The sequence below is a fragment of the Micromonospora sp. DT62 genome, from assembly GCF_049847285.1.
GTDB classification, from domain to species: domain Bacteria; phylum Actinomycetota; class Actinomycetes; order Mycobacteriales; family Micromonosporaceae; genus Micromonospora; species Micromonospora reichwaldensis.
The window spans coordinates 10,640-34,552 of the sequence record NZ_JBNCOB010000040.1 but is presented as its reverse complement, the minus strand read 5'-3'; the positions used below and the strand labels follow the sequence as shown (position 1 = coordinate 34,552).

Sequence of the window (23,913 nt, the reverse complement as noted above, 5' to 3'; positions counted from 1 at the left end):
ACACACGATGACCCAGCCGGTCACCGGCCCCCTGAAAACCAGCTAACCAACTCTCCATCAAACCCGGGGCTTGACACTTAGTTACCAAGACCCGCCGAGACAGCGCCCAAGAGACTTATTGCTGTGCAAGCGAAACGAGGGAGAGCCTCCGTAGGGCGCCTCCATCCTTGACCCTGACCGTCCCTTGATCAACCAACGGCTTTAGCGCTCTGATGACATGCTCCGGCCGGTACACGGTCTCGAACAGCGAGAAATTTCGCAGGGCTTCTACTTGCATCTCTCCGCTTTTTTGCAGTTTTTGAACTAGTAGTCGGGCTAGCGGCCCGAGCTGTGGTTGATCAACGTCGAACAACGCCTCGGCCTGCTCATCGCGTGGATCGCGGAAGCCGACCCCCTGCGCACGGTCGACCTCCCAGAGGCTGTCCTTCATCTTCTGCACCCCAAGTGGGTGTCCGGTACCAAAGATGAGGTAAAGAGGTTGCCCCTTCCTAGGGATCAACTCGAAGTCCAACAGGTACGAAAAACCTGCCTCCTGTAGGGCTTTCCGGTAGCAGGTCAGGATGTGTCGGCTCTTCGCGCCAGGAGCTAGGTCCACGACCGCTCGCCACTCGGGGTTGCCACCGAAAACCTCATCCCCGGCTTCACCGAGATTGGTAACGAAGCGGACGAAATGTTGCGGGAAGAGGGTAATGATTACTTCGCTAGAAATATTCGCAGCAAGCCGCTGCAAGAGCTTGTACGGCACTGGCGCATTACCCCAGGAGTCAAGGTTAGCGAAAATCGGCTGGCCCCAAGCGTTCATCTCATCGAGGGTGGCCTCAAGGTGCGTGGCACACGTACCCTTGACAGTCCTTACAGGCATCGCATCTCTCGATCGAGGCCGCTCAGGGAAGGCTTTTCTAAGCGTATCCCCCAGCATGTCGATGCATCGCTGATCATCGTCGATGAAGACAAACCGGGCGACACCCTTGGTCGCCGAAACCTTGTCAATGAGCGCTCGCATAGCAATGACAGGCGAGCCCGGCTCCCCACCGCTGTACACGCCAGGGCCGGAGAAGCCCTCAGCGTAGGTGACCGACGGGTACGCGTTAGCGCCAGCCAGGAGGATTGGGAACCACCGTTCAAGATAGCGGCGATAGATGTTGTGCTTGGCGACCGTGTGCGGCTCGCACAGCCATGGCACCTCACCGTTGACAGGCATCAGCCCTCCCGACTGCCGAAGGTCCGCATCAGTGTCTCATCACGGCCCCGCTTTGTGGAACTCCCGAGAGGGCTGCGGTATCACCGACTAGCAGTTTCCAGCCGGTTGGCGCTCCTATTGCGGGCTACCGGCATCTCTGAGTGCTCGCGTCCGTCGAGATCACGGCCGCCAGCCTTCGGCGTGCGGCCGCCCCACTGCTTGAAGAAGAAGGCTGTCCTTGCTGCGGCGCATTGGTCTCGTAGCGCTCGCACCCATTCCGGATCCACGGGACGGCAGTTGCGCCCGGACTCACCGCCGACGATGAGCCAGTCGATGCCAGTTAGGTCCAGGTCAGCAAGCGGGCCAAGCAGTGGCTCTGCAGAGACGAAGCGCACGGCGGCGGGAACCCGCCGCAAATGATCAATGCGCTCCACCTCGCCGGCGCCCTCCACGCTGACACCCATCCACACGTTCGAGGGCCAGGCAAGCTGATGCGCCACCTTTGCCAGCCTTGCCGCACGTTTCGTGAGCAGCTGGTACGTGTGTCGAGGGGTCTCCCGCATGACCTCGAACACCTGCTGCACGTAGCTCAACGGCACCCGAGCGTGGAACAGGTCAGACATCGAGTTGACGAACACGAGCCGTGGGTCTCGCCACCGCCGAGGAATGTCTAGCGCGTCCGCGTGGACAGCCACGCCGAAGCCGGGGCCAGAGGTTCGTGGATCGCCATCGGTCTGGTACTTGGCTGATCCCATGGCCTTCAGCCGCTTGGCCAAGGCAAGAGCGTAGCAATTGTCACATCCCGCAGAGATGCGGTCACATCCTGTCGTGGGGTTCCATGTGGCTTCTGTCCACTCAATGGCACTTCGATCAGCCACCTCCTCACCTCCTTTGATCTAGACATCTTGTCGAACATCCGTACGGCACGGAAGGGCTACGCGCTGACGTGCCAGCCGATCTCCGGGGACCGCCGTGCCGCCCATCAGCGCCTCACGCGCTTGCACGGTCATGTTCGTCGTTCGTCCCAGACCACCAGCGGTTCTGCCAAACCTCTGATCTTGACTGCCCAAGCAGCCAACGAGTCAGATGGGTCAGGGCGCCCGAGGCAACGAGGCACCGGGGCTGCGACAGGGCAGTTGGAGTGAACCGAACCCTCACTGAGACCGAAACTGAGACCACAAGCGGAACGCCCGGTGCGATCCTCGCGGACCGACCGGGCGTTCTCGCTGTTCACGAGCGGTGGCGGCGGGATTTGAACCCGCGGAGGGCGTAAACCCTCACACGCTTTCGAGGCGTGCTCCTTAGGCCACTCGGACACGCCACCGCCGAGAAGGGTACATGACCCCGGGTTCGGACGCCGAACCGGTGCGCCCCGGGGCGGCCTGGCAGGATCCTTGCCATGAGTACGCACATCGGCGCGAAGCCGGGAGAAATCGCCGAGCGGGTCCTGATGCCGGGCGACCCGCTGCGGGCCAAGTGGATCGCGGAGACCTACCTCGAGGGCGCGCAGTGCTACTCGACGGTCCGGGGCATGCTGGGCTTCACCGGCCGCCACAACGGCGTCGAGGTCTCCGTCCAGGGCTCCGGCATGGGCATGCCCTCCGCCTCCATCTACGCCCACGAGCTGATCAACGAGTACGGCGTGAAGAGCCTGATCCGGGTCGGCTCCTGCGGGGCGCTGACCGAGGACCTGCGGCTGCGCGACGTGATCGCCGCGATCGGCTCGTCCACCGACTCGAACATGAACCGGATGCGCTTCGACGGGCTGATCGACTACGCCCCGGTGGCCGACTTCGGGCTGCTGCGTACGTCGGTCGAGGTGGCCGAGCGGCGCGGCATCACGATGCGGGTCGGGCCGATCCTGGCGGCGGACGCCTTCTACACCGACCGCCCGGACCTCTACGACAGCCTCGCCGACTACGGCGTGCTGGCAGTGGAGATGGAGTCGGCGGCGCTCTACACGATCGCCGCCCGGTTCAAGGCCCGCGCGCTGACCCTGCTGACGGTCAGCGACCACATCAAGACCGGCGAGAAGACCACCTCCGAGGAGCGGGAGCAGACCTTCAGCCAGATGGTCGAGATCGCCCTGGACACGATCGTCGCCTGACCCTCGTCGGCCCCGACGCCGCCCGCCGTCCGTCCCCGGATGGCGGGCGGCGTCGCTGTGTCGTGACCACGGTCACGCCGAGAAACTATACGAACGGTCGTGCTTTTTCATTAGCCTCTGCTCATGACAGTCGACGGACGCGTAGCGCGGGGCGACCGGACCCGCACCGCCGCGCTGGACGCCGCCGTGGTCCTCGCCACCGAGGTCGGTCTGCACGGGCTCTCCCTCGCCCAGCTCGCCGACGCGCTCGGCGTCAGCAAGTCCGGCCTCTTCGCGCACTGGGGCTCCAAGGAGGCGCTCCAGCTCGCCACGGTCGACCGGGCGGTCGAGCAGCAGCGGGAACGGGTCATCGAGCCGGCCCTGCGCGTCCCCCGGGGCGTACGGCGGCTCTGGGCGCTGCACCAGGCCCGGATCGACTTCTTCGCCGCCCGGGTGCTCCCCGGCGGCTGCTTCTTCGCCAGCGCCGACTTCGAGTACAACGCGCGTCCCGGCCCGGTCCGGGACCGGCTCGCCGAGGTGTTCGGCCGCTGGACCGCGTTCCTCGAACAGCTCGTCCGCGAGGCGGTCGCCGCCGGCGAGCTGCCCGCCGACGTGGACGTCGCCCAACTGGCGTACGAGATCGACGCGCTCGGGATCACCGCCGCGATGCGCTCCCGGCTGCTGGACCCCGACACCGCCTACCGGCACGCCCGCCAGGGCCTGCTGAACCGACTGCGGGCACTGTGCCCCGATCCGACCCTGCTACCGGAAGGCATCTCATGAGCCACGCCATCGTCGACCAGCCCGCCGTCGAGTTCGGTCACGTCGCGCACGTCGCGGTGCACTTCGACGACCTCGACGCGTTCGGCCTGCTGCACAACGCCCGGTACGCGGTGCTGCTCGAACGGGCCCTGACCGGGTACTGGGCGGACCACGGTGTCGCGTTCCAGGCCGGCCAGCAGAGCGCACCGGACGTGTTCCACGCCGTCCGCGAGTTCACCATCACCTACCGGGCCCCGGTCACCGGGACCGGCCCCGTGGCGGTGCACTTCTGGCTCGACCAGTTCGGCACCAGCAGCGCCCGGTACGCCTACCGGTTCCACTCAGTCGACGGACGCATCGTGCACGCGGAGGGCCAGCGGTCGATCGTCCGGGTCGACCCGGCGACCCTGCGCCCCGCCCCCTGGACCGACACCGCCCGTGCGGTCGCCGCGAACCTGCTCCGGCCCGCCCCGGCCGACGCCTGAGGGTCAGCGGAAGAAGGCGCGCAGGATGGCGGCGCTCTCCGACTCCAGGATGCCGCCGTAGACCTCCGGCCGGTGGTTGAGCCGGCGGTCGCGCAGCACGTCCCACAGCGACCCGGCGGCCCCGGTCTTGGGCTCCCAGGCGCCGAAGACCACGGTGGACACCCGGGCCAGCACCAGCGCGCCCGCGCACATCGTGCAGGGTTCCAGGGTGACGACCAGGGTGCAGCCGTCGAGCCGCCAGCGGCCGAGCCGTTCGGCGGCCCGGCGCAGCGCCAGCACCTCGGCGTGCGCGGTCGGGTCGCCGGTCAGCTCCCTCTCGTTGCGCCCGATCGCCAGTTCGGCGCCGTCGGGCCCGTAGAGCACGGCGCCGACCGGAATGTCGTCGGCGGCGTCGGGGCCCGCGCCGGCGGGGCTGTCGGGGCCGGTCACGGCGACCGCCAGGGCCCGCCGCATCCACAGCTCGTGCCGCTGCCGCCGGCCGGCGCCGTCCGGCTCGGCCAGCCCCTCGTGGGCGCCGGGCCCGACCCGGCCCGCCGCGCCCGGGGTCGGCTGACCGGGGCGTACGGTGCCCAGCGCCGGATCGGTGGCGTCGGCCGGCTCGGCGCCGCCCGTACCGGCCCGGCCCGGCCCGGACGGCTCAGACCTCACGCAACTCCTCGACCTCGTCGGCGCAGCCGAGCACCTGGCACACCTCGGCGGTGACGTCGGCCGGCATCGTGCCCTCCTGCGCGCAGAGGTTGAGCAGCTTCTGCGCGGGGATGCCCAGGTCGGCCAGGAGGTCCGCCTCGCCGACCGGGTCGGCCTCGGGGTCGACGGCGGGCTGCTCGGTGTCGTCGTCGCCGCGGCCGGACGGGCGCGGCTCGTCGGTGTCGTCGAGCCCGGTCACCGAGGTCTTCAGGTCCCCGACCAGCAGGGCGCCCAGCCGGGACTCCTCCGCGTAGGCCGAGTCGGAGCCGAAGACCCGCAGGTCCTCCCCCTCGTCCAGGCGCATGACCACCAGGTACGTGTCGTCGGCCTCGACGAAGAGCAGCGACAGGTCGGCGTCGGGCTCGACGTCGCGCAGCCGGTCGGCGACGTCCTCGATGTCGGTGACCCCCCGCAGGTTCACCTCGGCGGCCGTCCAACCGCTGTCGTCACGTACGACGGCCGCAGCGAAGTACGACACGGTTCCCCCAAAAGAGCCTCGGCAGGCCGACCCGTTACGCGTGCACGTTAGCCGGTCGGGTCGGCAGGCGACCGGTCAACGCCCCGAAGGGCCGGTCAATCCTGGGGAAAGTCTGCCGGTCGTCAGCCGGCGACCCGGCGGCGGGTGGCGATCAGCTCCCGCAGGCGGTCGCTGCGCACCCGCTGCGGCCGTACGCGCTGGCGTACGGCCCGGGCGCCCGCCAACTCGGCGAGGAGCTGCTGGCGACGGCGGCTGCGCTCGGGATCGAGCCGCGGAGTGGTCCAGGCCATAACGCCGAGGGTGCCGAGTTCGGGCGGCCACGTCAAGACGGGATTCGCTGCGCAGCCGGCCCGCGACGCAGCGCAGCCACGGGCCCGCCGGAACGGGTCCCGGGAGGCGGGTCGCGGCCCGGGCGGGACGGGCCGGACCGGGTTCACCAGAGCGGCCAGTCCCCGCTCGACGCCCACCGCACCGTCACGATGGCGGCGGCGATGCTCCACCCGCCGGCGGTGACGATCGCGATCCCGGTGGCCACGCCCCGGTCGCCCGCGCGGACCAGCAGCAGCGCGGCCAGCCAGGCCAGGCCGCCGGCCAGCAGCGTCCACCAGGCGTACCCGGGCACGCTGCGGCCGAGCAGGCCGAACAGGAGCAGCCAGACGGTTGCCCCGGCGGCGCCGGACGCGACGCCCGCGCCGGTGACCGGGTGCGGTTCGCGGTAGGTGGGCTGGGACGGCGGCGCGGACGGGAAGAGCCCCGAGGGGACCCGTGGCGCCGGCCGGAACCCGGCGTCCGGCTCGGGCGGGAAGGCGTACCGTCCGGTCGTCATCGACCCCTCCCCTTCTGCCGCGCACCTCCACCACCGTACCGACTCTGCGAGGATGACCGGATGCCCTCGCCGACGATCGGACGCCGCGTGCGTCCGGCGTACCCGGTCCTGCTGGTGCTGGTGCCGGTGCTGGCCGCCGGCTGCGCGACGACGCGGCCCGGGACGACGCCCGGCGCACCCCGGCCGAGCCTGCCGGCGACGGCCGGGCAGCCCGCGCCGCCGGCCGTCACCCCGACCGGCGCTCCCACCCCGACCGGCGCCGCCGCCCCGACCGGCCCGTCGACCGCGCCGACCCGCGCCGGGCTGCCGCACGTCTTTCCGGTACGCGCGGCGAACGTCGCCTACCACCCGACCCACTCGGCCTACCCGGGGACGGACATCTTCGCCGACTGCGGCGAGCCGGTCGTGGCGGTGACCGACGGCGTCCTCCTCGAGGTCAGCCGGGTCGACCGGTTCGACAGGCGCGGGCCGCGGGGGCCGCACAACGGCGGGCTGTCGGTGTCGCTGCTCGGCGACGACGGGGTGCGCTACTACGGCTCGCACCTGCGCCGCGTCGCCGACGGCATCGACGCCGGGGTGCGGGTGCGCGCCGGGCAGCGGCTCGGCGAGGTGGGTCGGACCGGGAACGCGAACAACGTGTGCCACCTGCACTTCGGCATCTCGCCGCCGTGCACGGGCCGGGACGGCTGGTGGATCCGCCGGGGCGCGGTCTGGCCGGCGCCGTACCTGAACTCGTGGCGGCGCAAGGGCAACAAGGAGCCGGCCGCCGAGGTGGCCGCCTGGCACCGCCGGCACGGCTGCCCGAAGGCGCCGCCGACCGCCTGACGACCCGCTCCGGTTTGTCGTCATCAGCGCTTCATCGCTGGGAAACATTGACGGAAGTCTCGGCCCTGAGCTAGCGTCCCGTCGCAAGAGAGCGCTCTCTGAGATTACTTTCCACACAATTCGCTCGCCGAACGCGCCCGTCCCCGACCGGCGCTCCCTGACCGGAGGCACTGTGACACCTCCTGCGACACGCCGCACCTGGGCCGTGGCGGCCACCTCCGCCCTGGCCCTCGCCCTCGGCGGCCTCGCCGTCGTGACCACCACCCCCGCCCAGGCCGCCACCGTCGGCGCCGGCAGCTACACCACCGACCGCGTGGGCCCCCTGCCCACCGGCTGCGGAGACATGACCACCAACCCCCGGCAGTTCGCCACCGCCGACGCACCCGCCGGGCCGATTCCCACCAACGACTGGTGGTCGTCGCTGCTGTGGAAGCGGACCAACTGCTCCTACAGCGAGCCACTGCACGCGCACCCGGTCTCCTACCAGCCGTCCGGCGACGGCCTCGGCCTCTCGGCCACCTCCACGCCCACGATCAGCGGCACCGCGACCGGCGTCGGCGAGTTCAAGTACACGTACTCCGAGGACATCCGGGTCGGCATCGCGGGGCTGGGCGCCCCGGTCGTCAAGGTCGACGGCTGGACCGACTGGACGGTCACCCCGTACTGGACCGACGGCGCCCGGACCATGCGCGCCACCATCGGCCACGGCCTGCCGTTCGCGTACTTCCGCACCAGCGGCGGCGACGCCCTGGTCAACGCCACCGGCGGCAGCCCCACGGTCTGGTCGAACAGCGGCGCCACGATCGGCTTCACCGTCCGGGGGCACGACTACGTCGCGTACGCGCCCACCGGCGCCACCTGGTCCGTCAACGGTGGCCGGATCACCTCCACCCTGGCCGGCAAGGGCTACTTCTCGGTCGCCCTGCTGCCCACCACCCCGAGCACCGACGCCGCGTCCCGCGCCGGGCTGGCCACCACCTACGGCCAGTACGCCCACGCCCACGTCACCGGCACCCGGGTCTCGTACGCCTACGACCAGGCCACCAGCACCGTCAACACCACGTACGCCTTCACCACGACCGCCCGGGAGGGCACGGCGAACCGGACGGTCGTCAGCCTCTACCCGCACCAGTGGCGGTCGCTGACCGGCGCCACCCCGCTGACGCTCACCTACCCGTCGGCACGCGGCCGGATGAAGGTGCTCACCGGCGTCGACGCGTTCCGCACCTCGATGAAGTTCAACGGCGTACTGCCGGAGGTCCCCGCCGTCGCCACCGGTGCCGGGACGGACCTGACGACGCTGCGCAGCCACCTGGCGGCGGTCCGGGGCAACCCGATGGACCAGCGCGGCGGCGACACCTACTGGACGGGCAAGGGCCTGGGCCGGGCCGCCCGGATCGCCGAGATCGCCGACCAGGTCGGCGACGCCGAGACGCGTACCGCCGCGCTGAACGCCATCCGGGGCACCCTCAACGACTGGCTCACCGCCACGCCCGGCGAGACCGAGGGGGTCTTCCACTACGACCGCAACTGGGGAACCCTGATCGGCTACCCGGCCTCCTACGGCTCCGACCAGGAACTCAACGACCACCACTTCCACTACGGCTACTACATCGCCGCCGCCGCCACCCTGGCCAAGTTCGACCCGACCTGGGCCCGGCAGGACCAGTACGGCGGCATGATCGACCTGCTGATCCGGGACGCGAACAACTACGACCGCACCGACAACCGCTTCCCGTACCTGCGCGACTTCGACATCTACGCCGGGCACGACTGGGCCGCCGGGCACGGCTCGTTCAACGCCGGCAACAACCAGGAGTCCTCGTCCGAGGGGATGAACTTCGCCAACGCCCTCATCCAGTGGGGGCAGGCGACCGGCAACACCGCCGTACGCGACGCCGGCATCTTCATCCACACCACCCAGGCCGCGGCGATCCACGAGTACTGGTTCGACGTGACGAACGAGAACTACCCGGCGGCGTTCGGGCACTCCACGGTCGGCATGGTCTGGGGTGACGGCGGCGCGTACGCCACCTGGTTCAGCGCCGACCCGGAGATGATCCAGGGCATCAACATGCTCCCGGTCACGGGCGGGCACCTCTACCTCGGGCAGTACCCGGCGTCCAACCGCGCCAACTACCAGGAACTGGTGCGCAACAACGGCGGCGAACCGACGGTGTGGCAGGACATCCTCTGGCAGTTCCTGGCGCTCGGCGACCCGGACGCGGCGCTCGCGAAGCTCCGCGCGAACCCCGGGTACACGCCGGAGGAGGGCGAGAGCCGGGCGCACACCTTCCACTGGATCCGCAACCTCGCGGCCCTCGGAACGGTGCACACCCCGGTCACGGCCAACCACCCGCTGGCGGCGGTGTTCCAGCGCAACGGCGCGCGCACCTACGTGGCCAGCAACATCACCGCCGCGCCGCTGACGGTCACGTTCTCCGACGGCACCCGGCTCACCGTGCCCGCCGGGAAGACGGCCACCAGCGGGGCGTACACCTGGAGCGGCGGCACCGCGACCGGCGGGGTCAGCGACACGACGCCGCCCACGACCACCCCGCCGACGACGCCCCCGCCCACCACGGCCCCGCCGACGACCCCGCCGCCCACCACCCCGCCGCCGTCGTCGGACTTCCCCACCCGGTACCTGCTGCCGGGTGGCGGGCTGGCCGCGGCCGGCAGCCCGGCGACCGCCACGGTGGCCGGCGCGGGCGGCGCGAACCGCGACGGCACGCCGACCAACCCGCAGGTGTTCACCGCCACGGGCCTGGATCTGGCGTACGGCGGCGGGCAGACCACGTTCGACCTGTTCCTCGACGCCGGCAACGCGGTCGGCAACGGGGTGCAGGTGCGGGTCTCCTACGACCTGACCGGCAACGGCAGCTGGGAGCGGGTGGAGACGTACCGCTACTTCGCCACCGACCCGGTTCCCGGGTACGAGCGCTACACCCAGCAGAGCGGCCTGCACTCCGCCACCGGCGCCCTCGGCAACCTGTCGAACGGCACCGTGCGGGTGGAGGTCTGGTCGGCGATCGGGAACAACCCGACCACCCTCGGCATCGGCGACAGGTCGCTTGTGAAGCTGCCGCACTCCTGATTCCGTGGCCCTTCGCTGATTCCATGGCCTCCGCGCCGCCGGTCGTCCGACGACCGGCGGCGCGGGGGCGTATTTTCCATGGCATGAGCGCCCGGGACCCCATCGCCGACCTGCGCCGGATCGCCTTCCTCCTGGAGCGGGCGAACGAGGCGACCTACCGGGTCCGGGCGTTCCGCTCGGCGGCCACGGCCCTCGGCGCGCTGCCGGGGAGGGAACTGGCCGAGCGGGCCCGCACCGGCAAGCTCACCGAGCTGTCCGGGGTCGGCGACGTCACCGCCCGCTGCGTGGCCGAGTCGCTCGCCGGCGAGGAGCCGGTCTACCTGCGTCGGCTGCTCGCCACGGAGGGCACGGACCTGGACGAGGCGGCCACCGCGTTGCGTACCGCGCTGCGCGGTGACTGCCACACCCACTCCGACTGGTCCGACGGCGGCTCACCCATCGAGGAGATGGCGCTCGCGGCGGTCGAGCTGGGCCACGAGTACGTGGTGCTGACCGACCACTCGCCCCGCCTGAAGGTGGCCCGGGGGCTGACCGCCGACCGGCTGCGCCGGCAGCTCGACCACGTGGCGAAGGTCAACGAGGCGCTGCCGGAGGGCTTCCGGATCCTGACCGGCATCGAGGTGGACATCCTCGCCGACGGGTCGCTCGACCAGGACGAGGAGCTGCTGGCCCGCCTCGACGTGGTGGTCGGCTCGGTGCACAGCGGCCTGAACGACGACCGGGCGAAGATGACCCGGCGGATGCTGGCCGCGATCGCGAACCCGCACCTGGACATCCTCGGCCACTGCACCGGGCGGATGGTGGCGTCCCGGCCCGCCGGGGTGAAGGGGCCGGGCGACCGGGCGCACCGGCCGCGTACCCGGGCGGAGAGCGACTTCGACGCCGACGCCGTCTTCGCCGCCTGCGCCGAGCACGGGGTGGCCGTCGAGATCAACTCACGGCCGGAGCGGCAGGACCCGCCGAAGCGGCTGATCCGCCGGGCGCTGGAGGCGGGCTGCGACTTCGCCGTCAACACCGACGCGCACGCCCCCGGGCAGCTCGACTGGCAGCGGTTCGGCTGCGAGCGCGCCGCCCTGTGCGGGGTGCCCGCCGACCGGGTGGTCAACACCTGGGACGCCGACCGGCTGGTCGACTGGGCCCGCTCCGCCCGCTGAGGTCCTGGCTGCTCGACCTGGCGGACCGGGCCCTGGCGGACCGGGCCCCCGCCGGCAACCTGCCGGCGACCAGGGGGATGGCAGGCACCACGGACGCTGTCGAGCTGCCCCGTTCACGAGACCGCATCACACGGACGCCGGTGGCCACCGGGCGCGGCCATCACAAGCGACCGGCCATCACAGGCACCGGCCATCACACAGCCCGGCCTCACACGCGGCCCGGCCTCACACACGGCCCGGCCGTCACTGACGGGCGGCGGAGCGGTGACCGCGCCTGGACGGGTGCGAAGCGGCGGCGCGTGAGGCGACGGGCCGCGCCGCTCCTGAAGGTCGCCGGCCCCACGGCATGTCCCGTCACGTTCACGAGTGGAACACCATGGCTGTCAAAGGCGGGCGTTGACACCCATGGTGTTCCACCCGTCCGCCAAGGCGACGGGCGGCAGCCGGGCGACGGGCGGCAGCCGGGCGACGGGCGGCAGGCGGCAGGCGGGCGCCGGGCGGGATCGCTCAGCGGCGGGCAGCCGGCACGGACGGCGCGGCCTGGGCGGCGGCGCCGGCCCGCGCGACGGCAGCAGCTGGCGCGACGGCAGCGGCATCGGCCGTGGTCGACTCGATCACGCCGGCGGGCGCGGACGGCTCGGTGATGCCAGCGGGGGTGGGCCGGCGGCGGCCGATCAGGCCCTGCGAGACGGCGACGCCGAACAGCACGATGAGCGCGCCCACCGGCTGGTGCCAGGTGAGCCGTTCGTCGAGGGCCAGGGCGCCGATCAGCACCGCGAACACCGGCACCAGATAGGTCACGGTGGAGGCGGTGCTCGCCCCGGCGAGCCGGATGTTGCGCAGGTTGATGACGAAGGCGAGGCCGGTGCCGAGCGCACCGAGCGCGAGCACGCTGGCGAGCACCTCGGCCGAGAGGCCGGCCGGGGCGGGCGGCGCCCCCGCCACCAACGGCGCGACGACCGCGAGCTGGGCGGTCGCGACCAGGAGCTGCGCCGCCGAGAGCGAGAGCCCGGAGTGCGCGCTGCCCGCGACGAACTTCTTCTGGTACGGGATGGCGACGCCGTAGCAGGCGGCCGCGCCCAGGCACATGAGCTGCCCGGTGAAGTGGGCGCCGCCCACCCCCTGCCATACCCCGAGCACCACCAGCACCCCGGCGAAGCCCAGCGCCATCCCGACCGCACGGCGCGTGGTGAGCCGCTCGGTGCGGAACACCAGCACGGCCAGCGGCAGCACGATGAGCGGGGTGGTGGCGTTCCAGATGCCCGCGAGCATCGACTCGACGCGCTGCTCGCCGTAGCCGAAGAGGGTGAACGGCACGGCGACGCCGAACGCGGCGGCCACGGTCAGGTGCGCCCACACCCGGGGCTCGGCGGGCAGGCGGTCGCGGAGCACGGCGAGCACCAGCAGCAGGGTCACCGCGCCGGCGGCGACCCGGTAGAGGGTGAGGTGCAGTGGGTGCAGCTCCCCGATGCCGATCTTGATGAACAGGAAGCTGGAGCCCCAGATGGCGGCCAGCGCCAGGAACCCGGGCAGCCAGCTCCGCAGCGCCGCCCGGTCAGGAGTGGAATCCACTGTCACCCCTGACACTCTGCCGCAGCCGTACGACGAAGTCCCGCGACTTTCGGGCGCCGTGTCGACCACCACAGAAACCGCCTACGCTGGTGACGGGTTGGCACCGAGAAGGTGCACGCCGTGGCGATGCCGATGCGTTTCGACCCGCTCGTCGACCTCGACGGCAGGTGGACGACCCAGTTCGCTGACCGGTACCTCCCGTTGCCGGAACTGCCCGATACGCGCCACGAGTGCATCGACGGTTACGACACCGTCGCCAGAGTGGTCGGCGGTCGGCGGCTCTCGGCCGACCTGCCGTTCCCGATCGACTTCGACCCCGCCGATCTGCTGCCCTGAACACGCAGAACGCGTTCGACAACCCGGCGGTGCCCTCACGTAGGGTCGCAGCGTGGGACGAATCGATGACCTCGCGAACCGCTACGTGGCCGAGTGGGCGCCGCTGAGCCCGATCGGCGCCACCTACGTCGGCATCGCCGGCTACGACGACCAGCTCGACGACCTGTCGCCCGACGGGTACACGGCCCGCGCGGAGCTGATCCGACGGACGCTGGCCGACCTGGAGGTGACCGAGCCGGAGTCGGAGGCGGAGCGGACCGCCAAGGACGCCATGCAGGAGCGGCTCGGCCTCGACCTCGCCCGCTACGACGCCGGCGAGGCGAGCAGCGAGGTCAACGTGATCTCCAGCGGCCTGCACGAGGTCCGCATGGTCTTCGATTTGATGCCGACCGAGGGCGACGACGCCAAGGCCGACGTGGCGGCCCGGCTCAACCGCTTCGCGAGCACCCTGGAGGGCTACAAGGCGACGCTGCGCGAGGCGGCCGCCGCAGGCCACGTCAGTGCCCGGGTCCAGCTCGTCGAGGTCGCCAAGCAGTGCGACATCTGGGTCGACCCGGACGGCGACAACTTCTTCCACGGGCTGGTCGAGCGGCTGGGTGCCGACGGCACTCTCGGCGCCGAGCTGCGGCGGGGTGCGGCGGCGGCCACCGCGGCGACGGCCGAGTTCGGCCAGTTCCTCCGCACCGAGCTGGCTCCGCTCGGCCGGGAGAAGCAGGCCGCGGGTCGCGAGCGCTACGAGCTGGCCTCGCAGTACTTCCTCGGCGCCCGGGTCGACCTCGACGAGACGTACGCCTGGGGGTTCGAGGAACTGGCCCGGCTGGAGGCCGACATGCGTGCGGTGGCCGGCCGGATCGTCGGCCCCGGCGCCACCATCGACGAGGCGGTCGAGGTGCTGGACGCCGACCCGGCCCGGACGATCCGGGGCAAGGAGGCGTTCCGGGACTGGATGCAGGCGCTCGCCGACAAGGCCATCGGCGACCTGCACGGCACCCACTTCGACATCCCGGAGCAGGTACGCCGCATCGAGTGCTGCCTCGCCCCGACCAGCGACGGCGCGATCTACTACACCGGCCCGAGCGAGGACTTCTCCCGCCCGGGGCGGATGTGGTGGGCGGTGCCGCAGGGCGTCACCGACTTCTCCACCTGGCGCGAGGTGACCACCGTCTTCCACGAGGGCGTGCCGGGTCACCACCTCCAGGTCGCGCAGACGGCCGTCCGCGCCGAGCTGCTCAACCGCTGGCAGCGCCTGCTCTGCTGGGTCTCCGGGCACGGCGAGGGCTGGGCGCTCTACGCGGAGCGGCTGATGGACGAGCTGGGTCACCTGGAGGACCCGGGCGACAAGCTCGGCATGCTCGACGGGCAGGCGTTCCGGGCCGCCCGGGTGATCGTCGACATCGGCATGCACCTGGAGTTGGAGATCCCGAAGGACAACCCGTTCGGCTTCCACCCCGGCGAACGCTGGACGCCGGAGCTGGGCTGGGAGTTCATGCGGGCGCACTGCCGGGTGCCGGAGGAGAACCTGCGTTTCGAGCTGAACCGCTACCTCGGCTGGCCGGGGCAGGCCCCCTCCTACAAGGTGGGCGAGCGGATCTGGCTCCAGGCCCGTGACGACGCGAAGGCCCGCAAGGGCGCCGACTTCGACCTCAAGGAGTTCCACCGGCAGGCGCTCGACCTCGGCTCGCTGGGGCTCGACCCGCTGCGCAAGGCGCTCGCCCGCCTCTGAGGTCGACGGTGCGGGGCCGGCGGGACACCGGCCCCGCACCGTCGGTGGTGGTGGAGTGAGGTCAGGAGAGGGTCAGCTCCAACGCCGGCCGGGCGGTCAGCGTGTCGCTGTTGACGAACGCCAGTTCCATGGCCGGCTCGGTGAAGGCGATCGGAACAGGTGACGTGATCGGCAGGCCGTCGGGGAACGGCAGGTCCGGGGTCAGCGTGATCTTGACGCCGAGCAGCCGCCCGACGAACCGGGTGGCGTAGAAGGCGACGTCCCCCTGCACCGTCAGCCGGTCCGTGGCGAACCGCATCGTCCGGCCGGCCGGCGCGGGCGCCCGGAGCAGGAAATCGTCGGTGACCGCGCGGTCCATGGTGAACTTCAGCGCCTTCAGGCTGCCGTCGGCGGTGGGCAGGTCGACGACGCCCTCGAACCGCAGCCCGTCCATGGTCACCTTCGAACCGGTGAGCTTCGACGGGACCGCCGCCACCACCGGCTGTCCCGGGTCGGCGGCGATCCGGGGCAGCGGTCTGCCCGCCGCCACCTGCCCGGGTCGGCTCGGCTGCGGGCTGGCCGGGACGCACCCCTGGCCGGGCACCGCCGGCCGACCCGTGGCCGTGGCCGTGGCCGTGGGACGGACGCTCGGCACGGCCGTGGGACGGACGCTCGGCGTGGCCGACGGCGTCGCCCGGCGGGCCACCTCCTCGTCGTCGCGCCGGCCGCCATCGACGAGGTCACCGGTGCCGTCGAGGATGTCGCGAACGGCGTCGCGTCCGCCGCCCGTCGACGGGAACGGGCCGGGGGCGGTCGGGGCCGGTGTCGCGCCCGGCGTCCCGGTCGGGGCCGGGAACGCGCCCGGCGTGCCGCTCGGCGCGGGCCGCGTTCCGCCCGGCGTGCCGCTCGGGGCCGGCTGCGTTCCGCCCTGGCCGGGAGCTGTGCTGGGGCAGGCGGGAGTCGGCGGCGCCACGGCGCGCACCGGCGTCGGGCCGGGCGCGGCGAGCGCCACGGCGGCGGCAAGGCCGAGCAGCACCGGCAGCACCACGTACGGACGGAGGTCGCGCGGCCTGGCGTCGCAGTGCATCGACTCGGCCGCCGGCATGGCAGTGGCAGGCCTCGTGCCGCTCGGCACGGCGGGCACGGGCTCGGCGGGGTCGACGGCGGCGGACACGAGTCCGGCGTCCGCCCGCACCGGCTCGACGGGCCCAGCCTCCACCGACGTTGGCTCGGCGGGCAACGGCACGGCGGACAGGGTGGGGCTGCCGAGCGACCTCTGCGTGGTACCGAGGATCTCCAGACCGGCCAGCGCGGTCAGCAGGCCGCCCCGGAACGGTCGCACCCGCCGCCAGCGGCGGAAGCCGTGCCACGCCTCGCGGAACCGGCCGCGCCACACCGGCTGCGGATCGTCGGTCGTCACGTACGCCTCCTGGCGGGCCAGAGGGGACGGAGCTGGAACGGGCCCACGGAGCACAACCGCCGCGGTCCCGGAATTCAGGTCAGAAGAGCGTGGCGCCGCGGATGCCCGAGACCGTCACGGGGCGCGTCGTCCCGTCGGACAGCAGCAGCGCGGCGAAGCGCCGCCACCGGTGGCGGCCCTGGTGGTCGAACCGGTCCTGCACGGTTCCTCCCCTCAGGGATGTCGCGCGGGTCGCCGGTCGACCGGCGACGGCCCCGCACCGGGGCTGCCACAGTTACCGGCGAGTAGGGAACTGGGACGATGATGCCGCGCGAAGACGCAGGCCACAAGGCCCGGATCGCCGCCCGCCACAGTCAAGGTCACGCGGAGTAGCGAGCCAGTACGACCGAGCTCCCGACTCCATGGACATTGATCAATGATTCTCGCGCAAACCGGGCACGTCACCCTTCGAGCACGACCGTCCGTGACGAGCAGCGATTCAGGTTACGGTTCAATAACGGCGAGGCCTCCTGCACAACAGGCCGCCACCCTCGCCCCCGAACGGGGACGACGGTGGCGGCCTGTCAACTGCTGCCGGTGGTCGACGCCCACACCTGGACGCCGACCGCCGGTCCGCTACCGGTGCCCGGCCTCGCCGTCGCGCACGGGCGCCCCGGAGGTCACCTGCTCGGACGACGTCCGCGGCGCGGGCGCCGTGGCAGCGTCGCCGTCGCCGTCGGCGCGGTGCCGCGCGGCGGCGGTGGCCCGGCGTCCGGCCAGCACCAGCCAGAGCCCGATGATCAGCGCCAGCGCGCCGACGACCGTCAGCACGAGCGGGATGGTCCGGCCGATCAGCTGCAGCTTGTCCCGGTTGTTCCCGGCCGACTCGACGCTGTTGGCGATCGTCTGGTCGGTGTAGACGAAGTCGCCGTCCAGCAGCGGGGTGCTCGCGCCCTGGTCCGGCACCAGCGTCTTCTTCTGCTGCTCACGCACCTTGACGAAGTTGCCGCTGACCGGCTCGACCCAGATGGTGCGGGTGTTGCTGTACATCACCTTGCCGCTGGTCGCGCCCGGCGCGAACGCCCCGAGCAGGCCACCCACCCGCTCGGCCGGCATGCCCAGGTCGGTCTCCTCGATGACCTGCTGGAACCGGTACGCCTCCGTGCCGTTGATCTTCTCGGTGCCGTCGAACCGGATCGGCAGCGCCTTGCGCAGGTCACGGTCGAAGTACTCGTAGTCCTTGCGCTCCGTGTTGAACGGGAACTTGTAGGTCTGACCACCGAAGGTGACCTCGCTCGGCCCCTCCGGGCCGTCGGCCTGGAGGAACTGCTTGTCCCAGTCGACCGCCGCGGCGGTCTTCCGGTCCAGGGCCAACTCCGCAGAGTACTGGCTGATCACCTCGCCGGTCTGGACCCACTTCACCGTGCCGTACGCGCCCCAGACGACCGCCTTGCCCTCCAGGTCGCCGGTCATCTCCCCCTCGGTGCTGCCGGCCTGCGGCGCCACCTCGGTGGTGGACTCCAGCCTGCCGGTCTGCACGGTCGGCGGGGCGTCCTTCTTGAGCTGCAGGAACTTGGCGTTCTCCGCCACCGCGACGCTCGGCTTCAGGCAGCCCTCGGGCTTGCCCTCCGCGTTGCACAACTTGAGGTCGTACGGCAGTTTCGTCACCGTCGGTGCCACGAAGAACGCCGCCCCCGCGGCGAGCACAAGACACAAGACGCCTATCCCGAACAGCACGGCGCCCAGACGAGCCTTCACTGATCCTCCTAACAAAGACAGTCAGCCGGTGTCCGGCGAGCGGTCCTGTCCCTAAACTTGGCCGCAGGTTACTCCCGGGTTACATATTCACGCGACCCTCTGGACGGTTGATGTCTGCCCCAACTCCGGATCACGACCTCCGCCGACTGCCCGCGTTGGACGCCGTACGGGTGATCGGCGCGCTGGCCGTCGTCGGGCACCACGTCGGGTTCGCCACCGGTGCCAACACCGGCGACTCGGGGCTGGGCAGCTGGTTGTCCCGCCTCGACGTGGGCGTCGCCGTCTTCTTCGTGCTCTCCGGCTTCCTGCTCTTCCGCCCGTACGCCCACTCGTCGGCCACCGGGCAGCGGTCCCCCTCCGCCCGGCGCTACCTGTGGCGCCGCGCGACCCGAATCCTGCCCGCCTACTGGCTGACCGTGGTGGTCTGCCTGCTGGTGTTGCCGCAGAATCAGCCCACAGCCGCCGGCGACTGGTGGCGGCACCTGACGCTGACCCAGATCTACGAACCCCGGCAGTTGCGCCACGGCCTGAGCCAGACCTGGAGCCTCGCCACCGAGGCGACCTTCTACCTGCTGCTGCCGCTGCTCGCCGTGCTGCTGATGCGGCGACGCTGGCGGCCCGGCCGGTCCACCGTCCTCATCGTGGCGGCGGGGCTGGCCATCACCGCCGGCTGGGTGGCCCTGATGGGATCAGGCCTGCTCAACCTGGGCCTGCACACCATGTGGCTGCCCTCGTACGCCGGCTGGTTCGGCGCCGGCATGGCGCTGGCGACCGTCCACGTGTCGCTGCGCACCGGCACCGGTCACCGCTGGCGGTGGCTGGACGACCTGGGCGCCGCGCCGCTGGCCTGCTGGTCGGTCGCGCTGGCCGCCCTGGCCGTGGCCACCACGCCGATCGTGGGACCCCGCGACCTGGCCGAGCCCACCGCCGCCGAGTTCGGGCTCAAGATGGCGCTGTACGCCCTGGTGGCGGTGATGGTGGTGCTGCCGGTGGCGTTCGGGCCGGCCACCCGCACCAAGGCCGTCCTCGGCGGCGCCGTCGGCCGGTGGCTCGGCCGGGTGTCCTACGGGCTGTTCCTCTGGCACCCGTTCGTGCTGGAGGGGGTCTACATCGTGGGTGACCGCCCGAACTTCAGCGGCGACACGGGCGAGATCTTCCTGCTCACCGTCGCCGGTGGGCTGGTCCTCGCGGCCATCAGCTACTACGCCGTCGAGCGCCCCTTCCAGCGCTGGAACGCCCCCCGGCCGCGTCGGCGCGGGAGCACGAGGGAGAACCAGAGCACCGTCACGGCGGCGACCGCCGCCAACTGAGGCGCCGCGTCGGTGTGCCCACCCCGGGTCACCGCGTACCAGCCGGCCAGCGCGAAGCAGGCCACCGGCAGCCAGCGCCCGGCCACCCGGTACAGCCGGCGCAGCCCGCGCCGGTCCGGTGGGTGCAGGTGCGGCGCCAGCGCGTGGCCGGCCACCACGCCGGCCGCCGCCAGCAGCGCCACCGCGACCGCGGCCAGGCCGCCGACCAGCAGCAGCGCAGTCCCGCCGAACAGCAGGGCGAGCAGGCGGTGCCGACGTCGACGCGGCGGCCCCGCCGCCGGCACCGGCACGCCCCGGCTCGGGAGCAGGGCGGCCAGCGCGACCCCGCCCAGCGCGATCGCGCCGGCGCCCAGCGCCAGGACGTACCCGTCGTCCGGGGCGAACCGCAGCAGCACCTCGCCGGAGAACCCGGCCGGCACCAGCCAGCCCTGCTGCCAGCCGTCCACCACGAACGGGGTGAGTCGCTCGCCGCCCGCGGTGGCCTCCCACCCGGGGTTCGCGTTCTCCCGCAGGGCCAGCACCCGCTGGCCCGGGTACCCGTCCAGGTGCAGCGACCGCCGGGTGGCCGACCAGCCGTCCACCCGGACCGGGGTCTGCACGGCGTCCGCCACCCGCGCCGAGCCGGCGACGCCCGCCGAGCCGGCCGCGCTGCCGTCGGCAGGCCCGGGGACCACGGCGTGCGGCGTCAGGACGAGCCGGGTGGGCGTAGCCAGGCGGCTCGCCGCCGCCACCACCCGCACCTCTGCGGCGGCCAGCGGCAGCGGATCCTTCGCTCCGGCGCCGCACAGGAGCGCGTCCACCTCGCGCAGCTCCGCCAGCTCCCGCCGGCTGGCCACCAGCGCCGTCCGGCGCCGCACGGCACCGACCTCGACGGTGGGCCCGGTGCCGCAGGGGAGCGTCACGCGCGCCTCCGGGTCGTTGCGGGGCACCGGTCCGTCCGGCAGCACGGTCAGCTCGCCCACGCCGACGGGCAGGCTCTGTGACAGCCGCCGGTACGGGTCGAAGGTGTTGGCCGGCACCACGTCGGAGATCAGCACGGTGATCTCGTCCGTCTTCAGCGGCCGGTCGAAGACCAGGCTGCCGCCCTCGTCGAAGACGCCGCCGCGCATGCCGCCGTCTCCGATCACGGTCGCCTGCCATGGGCGGGCCGCCGCCGCGGTGGGCGGCAGGGTCACCTTCAGCCCGGCGATCTGGCGGGCCTTCGGCCAGGTCAGGCGCAGCCACGGCTGCCGGTCGGAGGCGGCGGCGTACCAGGTCGTCGCCGGGTCGCCGTCGACCACCGCGCCCGGCCGGGCCGCGGGGTGGGAGACGCCGACGCTGGAGGCGGCGACCACCGGGGTGACCCCGCGCGCGACGGCCGCCGCCCCGCCGCCGTCGAGCAGCGCGTTCAGCGCGCCGCCCGCACGCGGGCGCACCCGCAGCGCGACGTCGTAGCCGGCGGCGACCGGCAGGCTCAGCGTCCGGTCGATCCGGTCGCCGTCCTCGGACTCCCGGACGAGCCCGCCGTCGCAGATCGGCCGACCCTCGTCGAAGACGCAGGGCGAGGCGCCGGCGGCGGCGGTGAGCACCACGGACGCCGGGGCGGCGGTCGCCGGGGGCGCCGGCACGGCCAGGGTGCGCTCGGCCCGCACGCCCGGGATGGTGATCTCGGCGATGCCGACGCCGCCGAAGCCGGCCCGGATGTCGAAGACCTCGTCGATGGAGATCCGCACCCGCCGGGTCGGATAGCCGGCGGGGACGGTGACCTGCACGCTCTGGCCCGGGTTCTCCACCACCGCCTGCTGGTTGCCGGCGCTGACGGTGATCTTCGTGGGCAGGGAGTCGGCGCCGGTGTCGAAGACGATGCCCACCTCGCGGACCACCTGCGGCTCGGTCAGCTCCACCTCCAGCCACTGCTCGGTGGTGACCGTCCCGGGCGCCGAGCGCCAAGCGGTGGTGAGGCTGCCGTCGAGCGCCGCGTACGGCTGGTGCGCCGGTCGGCCGCCCACCAGCGGCTGCGCGTCGGACCAGGAGCTCGACGCGGTGACCGACCCGATGCCCAGGTAGCGCACGGTGGTGGCCTGGCCCTCGCCCCACGGCGGCAGGTAGTCCCGGGCGGGCGCGCCGAGCCTCGCCTTGTCGGCCGACGTCATGGTCGCCGAGGCGTTGTCGTGCGGCTGCCCGAACGCGACCTCGCGCCGGCGCATCCCGTCGGTGAGCACCACCGGGCCGTCGGTCAGTCCGGCCGGCCGATCCCCGGCGAGCACCGTCGGGGCGTCGGAGAGCCGGCCGGCCGCCGCGATCTGGAGCAGCGACTCCGGCCCGCCCACCACGGTGGTCAGGCCCTTCGCGTCGTACGCGACGACGGGACTGACCGGCTGGGCGACCTCGTACACCTCCAGGGCCCGGACCTTCACGTCCAGCCCGTGGTCGACGAAGTTGCCGGGCAGTTGGCCGCCACCGACCTCCGGTCCGAAGGCCCGCACCGGGCGGATGCCGGGCGAGCGTTGCAGTGCCTGCCGGACCACCACCGGTTGGGTGGCGCCCGAGCGTCCGTAGTCGAGGTCGGAGCGGAGCAGCAGGTACCGCACGCCGGAGCGGGCGAGCAGGTCGGCCAGCCCGGCGGAACCCTCGCCGTTGGCCAGCGACGACTCGACGGCGTCGAGCAGCCGGATCGTGCCCGGCGGGGTGAGCGGCACCGAACTGCGTACCGCCCAGGGGCTCTCCAACAGAGGTTGGGTGACCTCGTCGCTCGGGCTGCCCCACAGGTAGCGGGGGAAGCGGGCGGCGGGCACCACCAGCACCCGGTCGTCGCCGAGGTTGCTGTCCAGCCAGGAGGTCGCCTGGTGCCAGTAGCCGGGCACCTCCCGGAAGCTGCCCTGCGCGGGCAGTCCGGCGGCCAACGCCGGGGCGGCCACCCCGGCGACAGCGACGAGGGCGGTCCCGGTGACCAGCGTGGCGCGCAGCCGCACCGGCTGGAGCAGGCGGGGCAGGCCCGGGTTCACGTCGGACCGGTCGCCCGCGCGGGCTGCCCGTCCCACCAACCCCAGCAGGTGGGCGAGCCCGAGGATGAGCGGCAGCCGCAGCACCACGTCGAACTTGTGCACGTTGCGCAGGGGCGCGCCGGCCGCGTCGAGGAAGTCCCGCTGCGTCTGGGCGCCGAATCCGTCGACCCCGCCGACGTGGCCGAGCCCGACCAGGGCCAGCCCGACCAGCAGGCCGGTGGCCAGGAAGCGCCGGTGCGGCATCCCGCGCCGGGCCAGGCCGGCGAGGCCGAGGCCGGCCACCACCAGGGTGGCGACCACCAGCGGCTGCTCGGTGGCCAGCCGCCAGCCGGCCGACCACGACGGCCCGTACGCGCCGTTGAGGTACGCGTGCCAGTGCGAGGCGCCGCGCAGCACGGTGGTCATGTCGGTGGGGGCAGTGGTGACCGGTGCCGTCTCGATGTAGTCCAGGAACGGCGGACTGTACCGGCCCAGCAGCAGCAGGGGCACCAGCCACCAGGCGGTGGCGGCACCCACCGCCAGCCCCCAGGCGACGAGCGCCCGGATCCGCAGCCGGAACGGGTGCAGGCCGACCAGCCACAGACCGGCGAGCGGCACGACGGCCAGCACCGCCGTCGCGTTGACGCCGCCGGCGCACGCCACGACCAGCGCGGACAGGGTCACCGCCCGGCGTACGGAGCCGCCTCGGGCCAGCCCCACCAGAGGCACCAGCACCCAGGGTGCGAGGGCGCTCGGCCATGCCTCCACCGAGATCGGGCCCAGCTCGGTGACCAGCCGGGGGGAGAGCGCGAAGGCCACCCCGGCGAGCAGGCGGGCGGCCGGCGTGCCGATGTGCAGCCGCTCGGCCAGCCGGACCACGCCGGTGCAGGCCACCGTCATGACCAGCGCCCACCAGAGCCGTTGCACCACCCAGGCCGGGATGTCGAGCACCTCGCCGAGCAGGAAGAACGGGCCCATCGGCCAGAGGTAGCCGTACGCCTGATTCTGAAGCTGGCCGAAGGTTCCGTCCGGGTCCCAGACGTGCAGGGCGCGGCTCAGCCATCCGGCTGGATCGACCGCCAGGTCCACCTTGGTGTCGATGGCGATCATGCCCGGATCCTGGAGGAACGCCAGGGCCGACAAACCGAGACAGACCGCGACCAAGCGCAGACGCCACACCCTTCTCGATGTGGCGTCCGGTCGGTCGGTCAGCTCCGGGCGGGCCGGCGCCTGCTGCATTTCGCCTCCGATCGGGCATTGCGGGGGCCGTGACGAAGCCCATAGTGTGACGCG

Annotated in this window: 20 protein-coding genes and 1 tRNA gene; 9 read left to right on the top strand and 12 right to left on the bottom strand. The window is 72.6% G+C overall.

The features are described 5' to 3' along the window. Positions 1-115: 115 nt before the first annotated feature. From ACPXCB_RS30520 to ACPXCB_RS30510, 3 genes are all read right to left on the bottom strand, one after another. Positions 116-1,201: a three-Cys-motif partner protein TcmP gene (locus tag ACPXCB_RS30520; protein ID WP_357577988.1), complete on the bottom strand. Its 1,086-nt coding sequence runs from the start codon at positions 1,199-1,201 to the stop codon at positions 116-118. Between the two features lie 80 nt (positions 1,202-1,281). Next, positions 1,282-2,058, bottom strand: a complete 777-nt coding sequence (locus ACPXCB_RS30515) for a DUF5131 family protein (RefSeq protein ID WP_357577989.1) — start codon at positions 2,056-2,058, stop codon at positions 1,282-1,284. A gap of 359 nt (positions 2,059-2,417) precedes the next feature. Next, positions 2,418-2,504, bottom strand: a tRNA-Ser gene (locus ACPXCB_RS30510). 75 nt (positions 2,505-2,579) lie between these two features. Between ACPXCB_RS30510 and deoD the strand changes: the two genes are divergently transcribed. The 3 genes from deoD (at position 2,580) to ACPXCB_RS30495 (ending at position 4,513) form a co-directional block, all read left to right on the top strand. Continuing rightward, on the top strand, positions 2,580-3,287 hold the full coding sequence (deoD, locus tag ACPXCB_RS30505; protein ID WP_425879485.1) for a purine-nucleoside phosphorylase: 708 nt from the start codon (positions 2,580-2,582) through the stop codon (positions 3,285-3,287). A 123-nt stretch (positions 3,288-3,410) separates the two neighbouring features. Then, positions 3,411-4,049 carry a TetR family transcriptional regulator C-terminal domain-containing protein gene (locus ACPXCB_RS30500; protein ID WP_425879484.1) on the top strand — a complete coding sequence of 213 codons (639 nt, stop codon included), beginning with the start codon at positions 3,411-3,413 and terminating at the stop codon, positions 4,047-4,049. Further along, entirely contained in the window at positions 4,046-4,513 is a 468-nt protein-coding gene (locus ACPXCB_RS30495) for an acyl-CoA thioesterase (RefSeq protein WP_425879482.1), read from the top strand. The genes ACPXCB_RS30500 and ACPXCB_RS30495 overlap by 4 nt, the downstream gene beginning before the upstream one ends. Positions 4,514-4,516: 3 nt before the next feature. Here the strand turns inward: ACPXCB_RS30495 and ACPXCB_RS30490 are convergent, their stop codons facing one another. From ACPXCB_RS30490 to ACPXCB_RS30475, 4 genes are all read right to left on the bottom strand, one after another. After that, positions 4,517-4,966 carry a nucleoside deaminase gene (locus ACPXCB_RS30490; RefSeq protein WP_425879486.1) on the bottom strand — a complete coding sequence of 150 codons (450 nt, stop codon included), beginning with the start codon at positions 4,964-4,966 and terminating at the stop codon, positions 4,517-4,519. Positions 4,967-5,150: 184 nt separating this feature from the next. Then, positions 5,151-5,678, bottom strand: coding sequence for a tRNA adenosine deaminase-associated protein (locus tag ACPXCB_RS30485; RefSeq protein ID WP_425879480.1), 528 nt, complete (start codon positions 5,676-5,678; stop codon positions 5,151-5,153). A gap of 122 nt (positions 5,679-5,800) precedes the next feature. Continuing rightward, positions 5,801-5,968 (bottom strand): hypothetical protein, encoded by a 168-nt coding sequence (locus ACPXCB_RS30480; protein WP_425879478.1) that lies wholly within the window; start codon positions 5,966-5,968, stop codon positions 5,801-5,803. Positions 5,969-6,111: 143 nt separating this feature from the next. Beyond that, a complete protein-coding gene (locus ACPXCB_RS30475) occupies positions 6,112-6,504 on the bottom strand; it encodes a hypothetical protein (RefSeq protein WP_425879477.1) in 393 nt (130 codons plus the stop codon). Between the two features lie 60 nt (positions 6,505-6,564). Between ACPXCB_RS30475 and ACPXCB_RS30470 the strand changes: the two genes are divergently transcribed. The 3 genes from ACPXCB_RS30470 to ACPXCB_RS30460 all read left to right on the top strand — a co-directional run bounded on the left by ACPXCB_RS30470 (position 6,565) and on the right by ACPXCB_RS30460 (position 11,580). Beyond that, positions 6,565-7,329, top strand: a complete 765-nt coding sequence (locus ACPXCB_RS30470; RefSeq protein WP_425879475.1) for a M23 family metallopeptidase — start codon at positions 6,565-6,567, stop codon at positions 7,327-7,329. A gap of 172 nt (positions 7,330-7,501) precedes the next feature. Then, entirely contained in the window at positions 7,502-10,426 is a 2,925-nt protein-coding gene (locus ACPXCB_RS30465) for a glycosyl hydrolase (RefSeq protein WP_425879474.1), read from the top strand. An 83-nt stretch (positions 10,427-10,509) separates the two neighbouring features. Beyond that, positions 10,510-11,580 carry a PHP domain-containing protein gene (locus ACPXCB_RS30460; protein ID WP_425879472.1) on the top strand — a complete coding sequence of 357 codons (1,071 nt, stop codon included), beginning with the start codon at positions 10,510-10,512 and terminating at the stop codon, positions 11,578-11,580. 507 nt (positions 11,581-12,087) lie between these two features. Here ACPXCB_RS30460 and ACPXCB_RS30455 read toward each other — a convergent pair. After that, the gene (locus ACPXCB_RS30455; RefSeq protein WP_425879470.1) at positions 12,088-13,158 is read right to left on the bottom strand and encodes a DMT family transporter; all 1,071 of its coding nucleotides are present in this window, start codon (positions 13,156-13,158) and stop codon (positions 12,088-12,090) included. Positions 13,159-13,272: 114 nt separating this feature from the next. Between ACPXCB_RS30455 and ACPXCB_RS30450 the strand changes: the two genes are divergently transcribed. Then, positions 13,273-13,488 (top strand): hypothetical protein, encoded by a 216-nt coding sequence (locus ACPXCB_RS30450; protein ID WP_425879469.1) that lies wholly within the window; start codon positions 13,273-13,275, stop codon positions 13,486-13,488. Between the two features lie 52 nt (positions 13,489-13,540). After that, a complete protein-coding gene (locus ACPXCB_RS30445; RefSeq protein WP_425879468.1) occupies positions 13,541-15,211 on the top strand; it encodes a DUF885 domain-containing protein in 1,671 nt (556 codons plus the stop codon). 61 nt (positions 15,212-15,272) lie between these two features. On the opposite strand, the gene ACPXCB_RS30440 is transcribed toward ACPXCB_RS30445, so the two are convergent. The 3 genes from ACPXCB_RS30440 to ACPXCB_RS30430 all read right to left on the bottom strand — a co-directional run bounded on the left by ACPXCB_RS30440 (position 15,273) and on the right by ACPXCB_RS30430 (position 18,347). After that, positions 15,273-16,610, bottom strand: coding sequence for a DUF6114 domain-containing protein (locus tag ACPXCB_RS30440; RefSeq protein WP_425879467.1), 1,338 nt, complete (start codon positions 16,608-16,610; stop codon positions 15,273-15,275). Positions 16,611-16,689: 79 nt separating this feature from the next. Further along, entirely contained in the window at positions 16,690-16,812 is a 123-nt protein-coding gene (locus tag ACPXCB_RS30435; protein WP_425879466.1) for a hypothetical protein, read from the bottom strand. A 413-nt stretch (positions 16,813-17,225) separates the two neighbouring features. Continuing rightward, on the bottom strand, positions 17,226-18,347 hold the full coding sequence (locus ACPXCB_RS30430; protein WP_425879465.1) for a DUF3068 domain-containing protein: 1,122 nt from the start codon (positions 18,345-18,347) through the stop codon (positions 17,226-17,228). A gap of 110 nt (positions 18,348-18,457) precedes the next feature. Between ACPXCB_RS30430 and ACPXCB_RS30425 the strand changes: the two genes are divergently transcribed. Beyond that, positions 18,458-19,657 carry an acyltransferase family protein gene (locus ACPXCB_RS30425; protein WP_425879463.1) on the top strand — a complete coding sequence of 400 codons (1,200 nt, stop codon included), beginning with the start codon at positions 18,458-18,460 and terminating at the stop codon, positions 19,655-19,657. Here ACPXCB_RS30425 and ACPXCB_RS30420 read toward each other — a convergent pair. Further along, positions 19,549-23,859 carry an alpha-(1->3)-arabinofuranosyltransferase domain-containing protein gene (locus ACPXCB_RS30420; RefSeq protein ID WP_425879461.1) on the bottom strand — a complete coding sequence of 1,437 codons (4,311 nt, stop codon included), beginning with the start codon at positions 23,857-23,859 and terminating at the stop codon, positions 19,549-19,551. The two genes, ACPXCB_RS30425 and ACPXCB_RS30420, sit on opposite strands and share 109 nt — an antisense overlap. Positions 23,860-23,913: the final 54 nt, after the last annotated feature.

What these genes read in the sequence shown, in the direction of transcription:
- ACPXCB_RS30520 (WP_357577988.1), bottom strand. Translation starts at nt 1,201, where the DNA reads ATGCCTGTCAACGGTGAGGTGCCATGGCTGTGCGAGCCGCACACGGTC.
- deoD (WP_425879485.1), top strand. Translation starts at nt 2,580, where the DNA reads ATGAGTACGCACATCGGCGCGAAGCCGGGAGAAATCGCCGAGCGGGTC.
- ACPXCB_RS30500 (WP_425879484.1), top strand. Translation starts at nt 3,411, where the DNA reads ATGACAGTCGACGGACGCGTAGCGCGGGGCGACCGGACCCGCACCGCC.
- ACPXCB_RS30495 (WP_425879482.1), top strand. Translation starts at nt 4,046, where the DNA reads ATGAGCCACGCCATCGTCGACCAGCCCGCCGTCGAGTTCGGTCACGTC.
- ACPXCB_RS30490 (WP_425879486.1), bottom strand. Translation starts at nt 4,966, where the DNA reads ATGCGGCGGGCCCTGGCGGTCGCCGTGACCGGCCCCGACAGCCCCGCC.
- ACPXCB_RS30480 (WP_425879478.1), bottom strand. Translation starts at nt 5,968, where the DNA reads ATGGCCTGGACCACTCCGCGGCTCGATCCCGAGCGCAGCCGCCGTCGC.
- ACPXCB_RS30475 (WP_425879477.1), bottom strand. Translation starts at nt 6,504, where the DNA reads ATGACGACCGGACGGTACGCCTTCCCGCCCGAGCCGGACGCCGGGTTC.
- ACPXCB_RS30470 (WP_425879475.1), top strand. Translation starts at nt 6,565, where the DNA reads ATGCCCTCGCCGACGATCGGACGCCGCGTGCGTCCGGCGTACCCGGTC.
- ACPXCB_RS30460 (WP_425879472.1), top strand. Translation starts at nt 10,510, where the DNA reads ATGAGCGCCCGGGACCCCATCGCCGACCTGCGCCGGATCGCCTTCCTC.
- ACPXCB_RS30425 (WP_425879463.1), top strand. Translation starts at nt 18,458, where the DNA reads ATGTCTGCCCCAACTCCGGATCACGACCTCCGCCGACTGCCCGCGTTG.
- ACPXCB_RS30420 (WP_425879461.1), bottom strand. Translation starts at nt 23,859, where the DNA reads ATGCAGCAGGCGCCGGCCCGCCCGGAGCTGACCGACCGACCGGACGCC.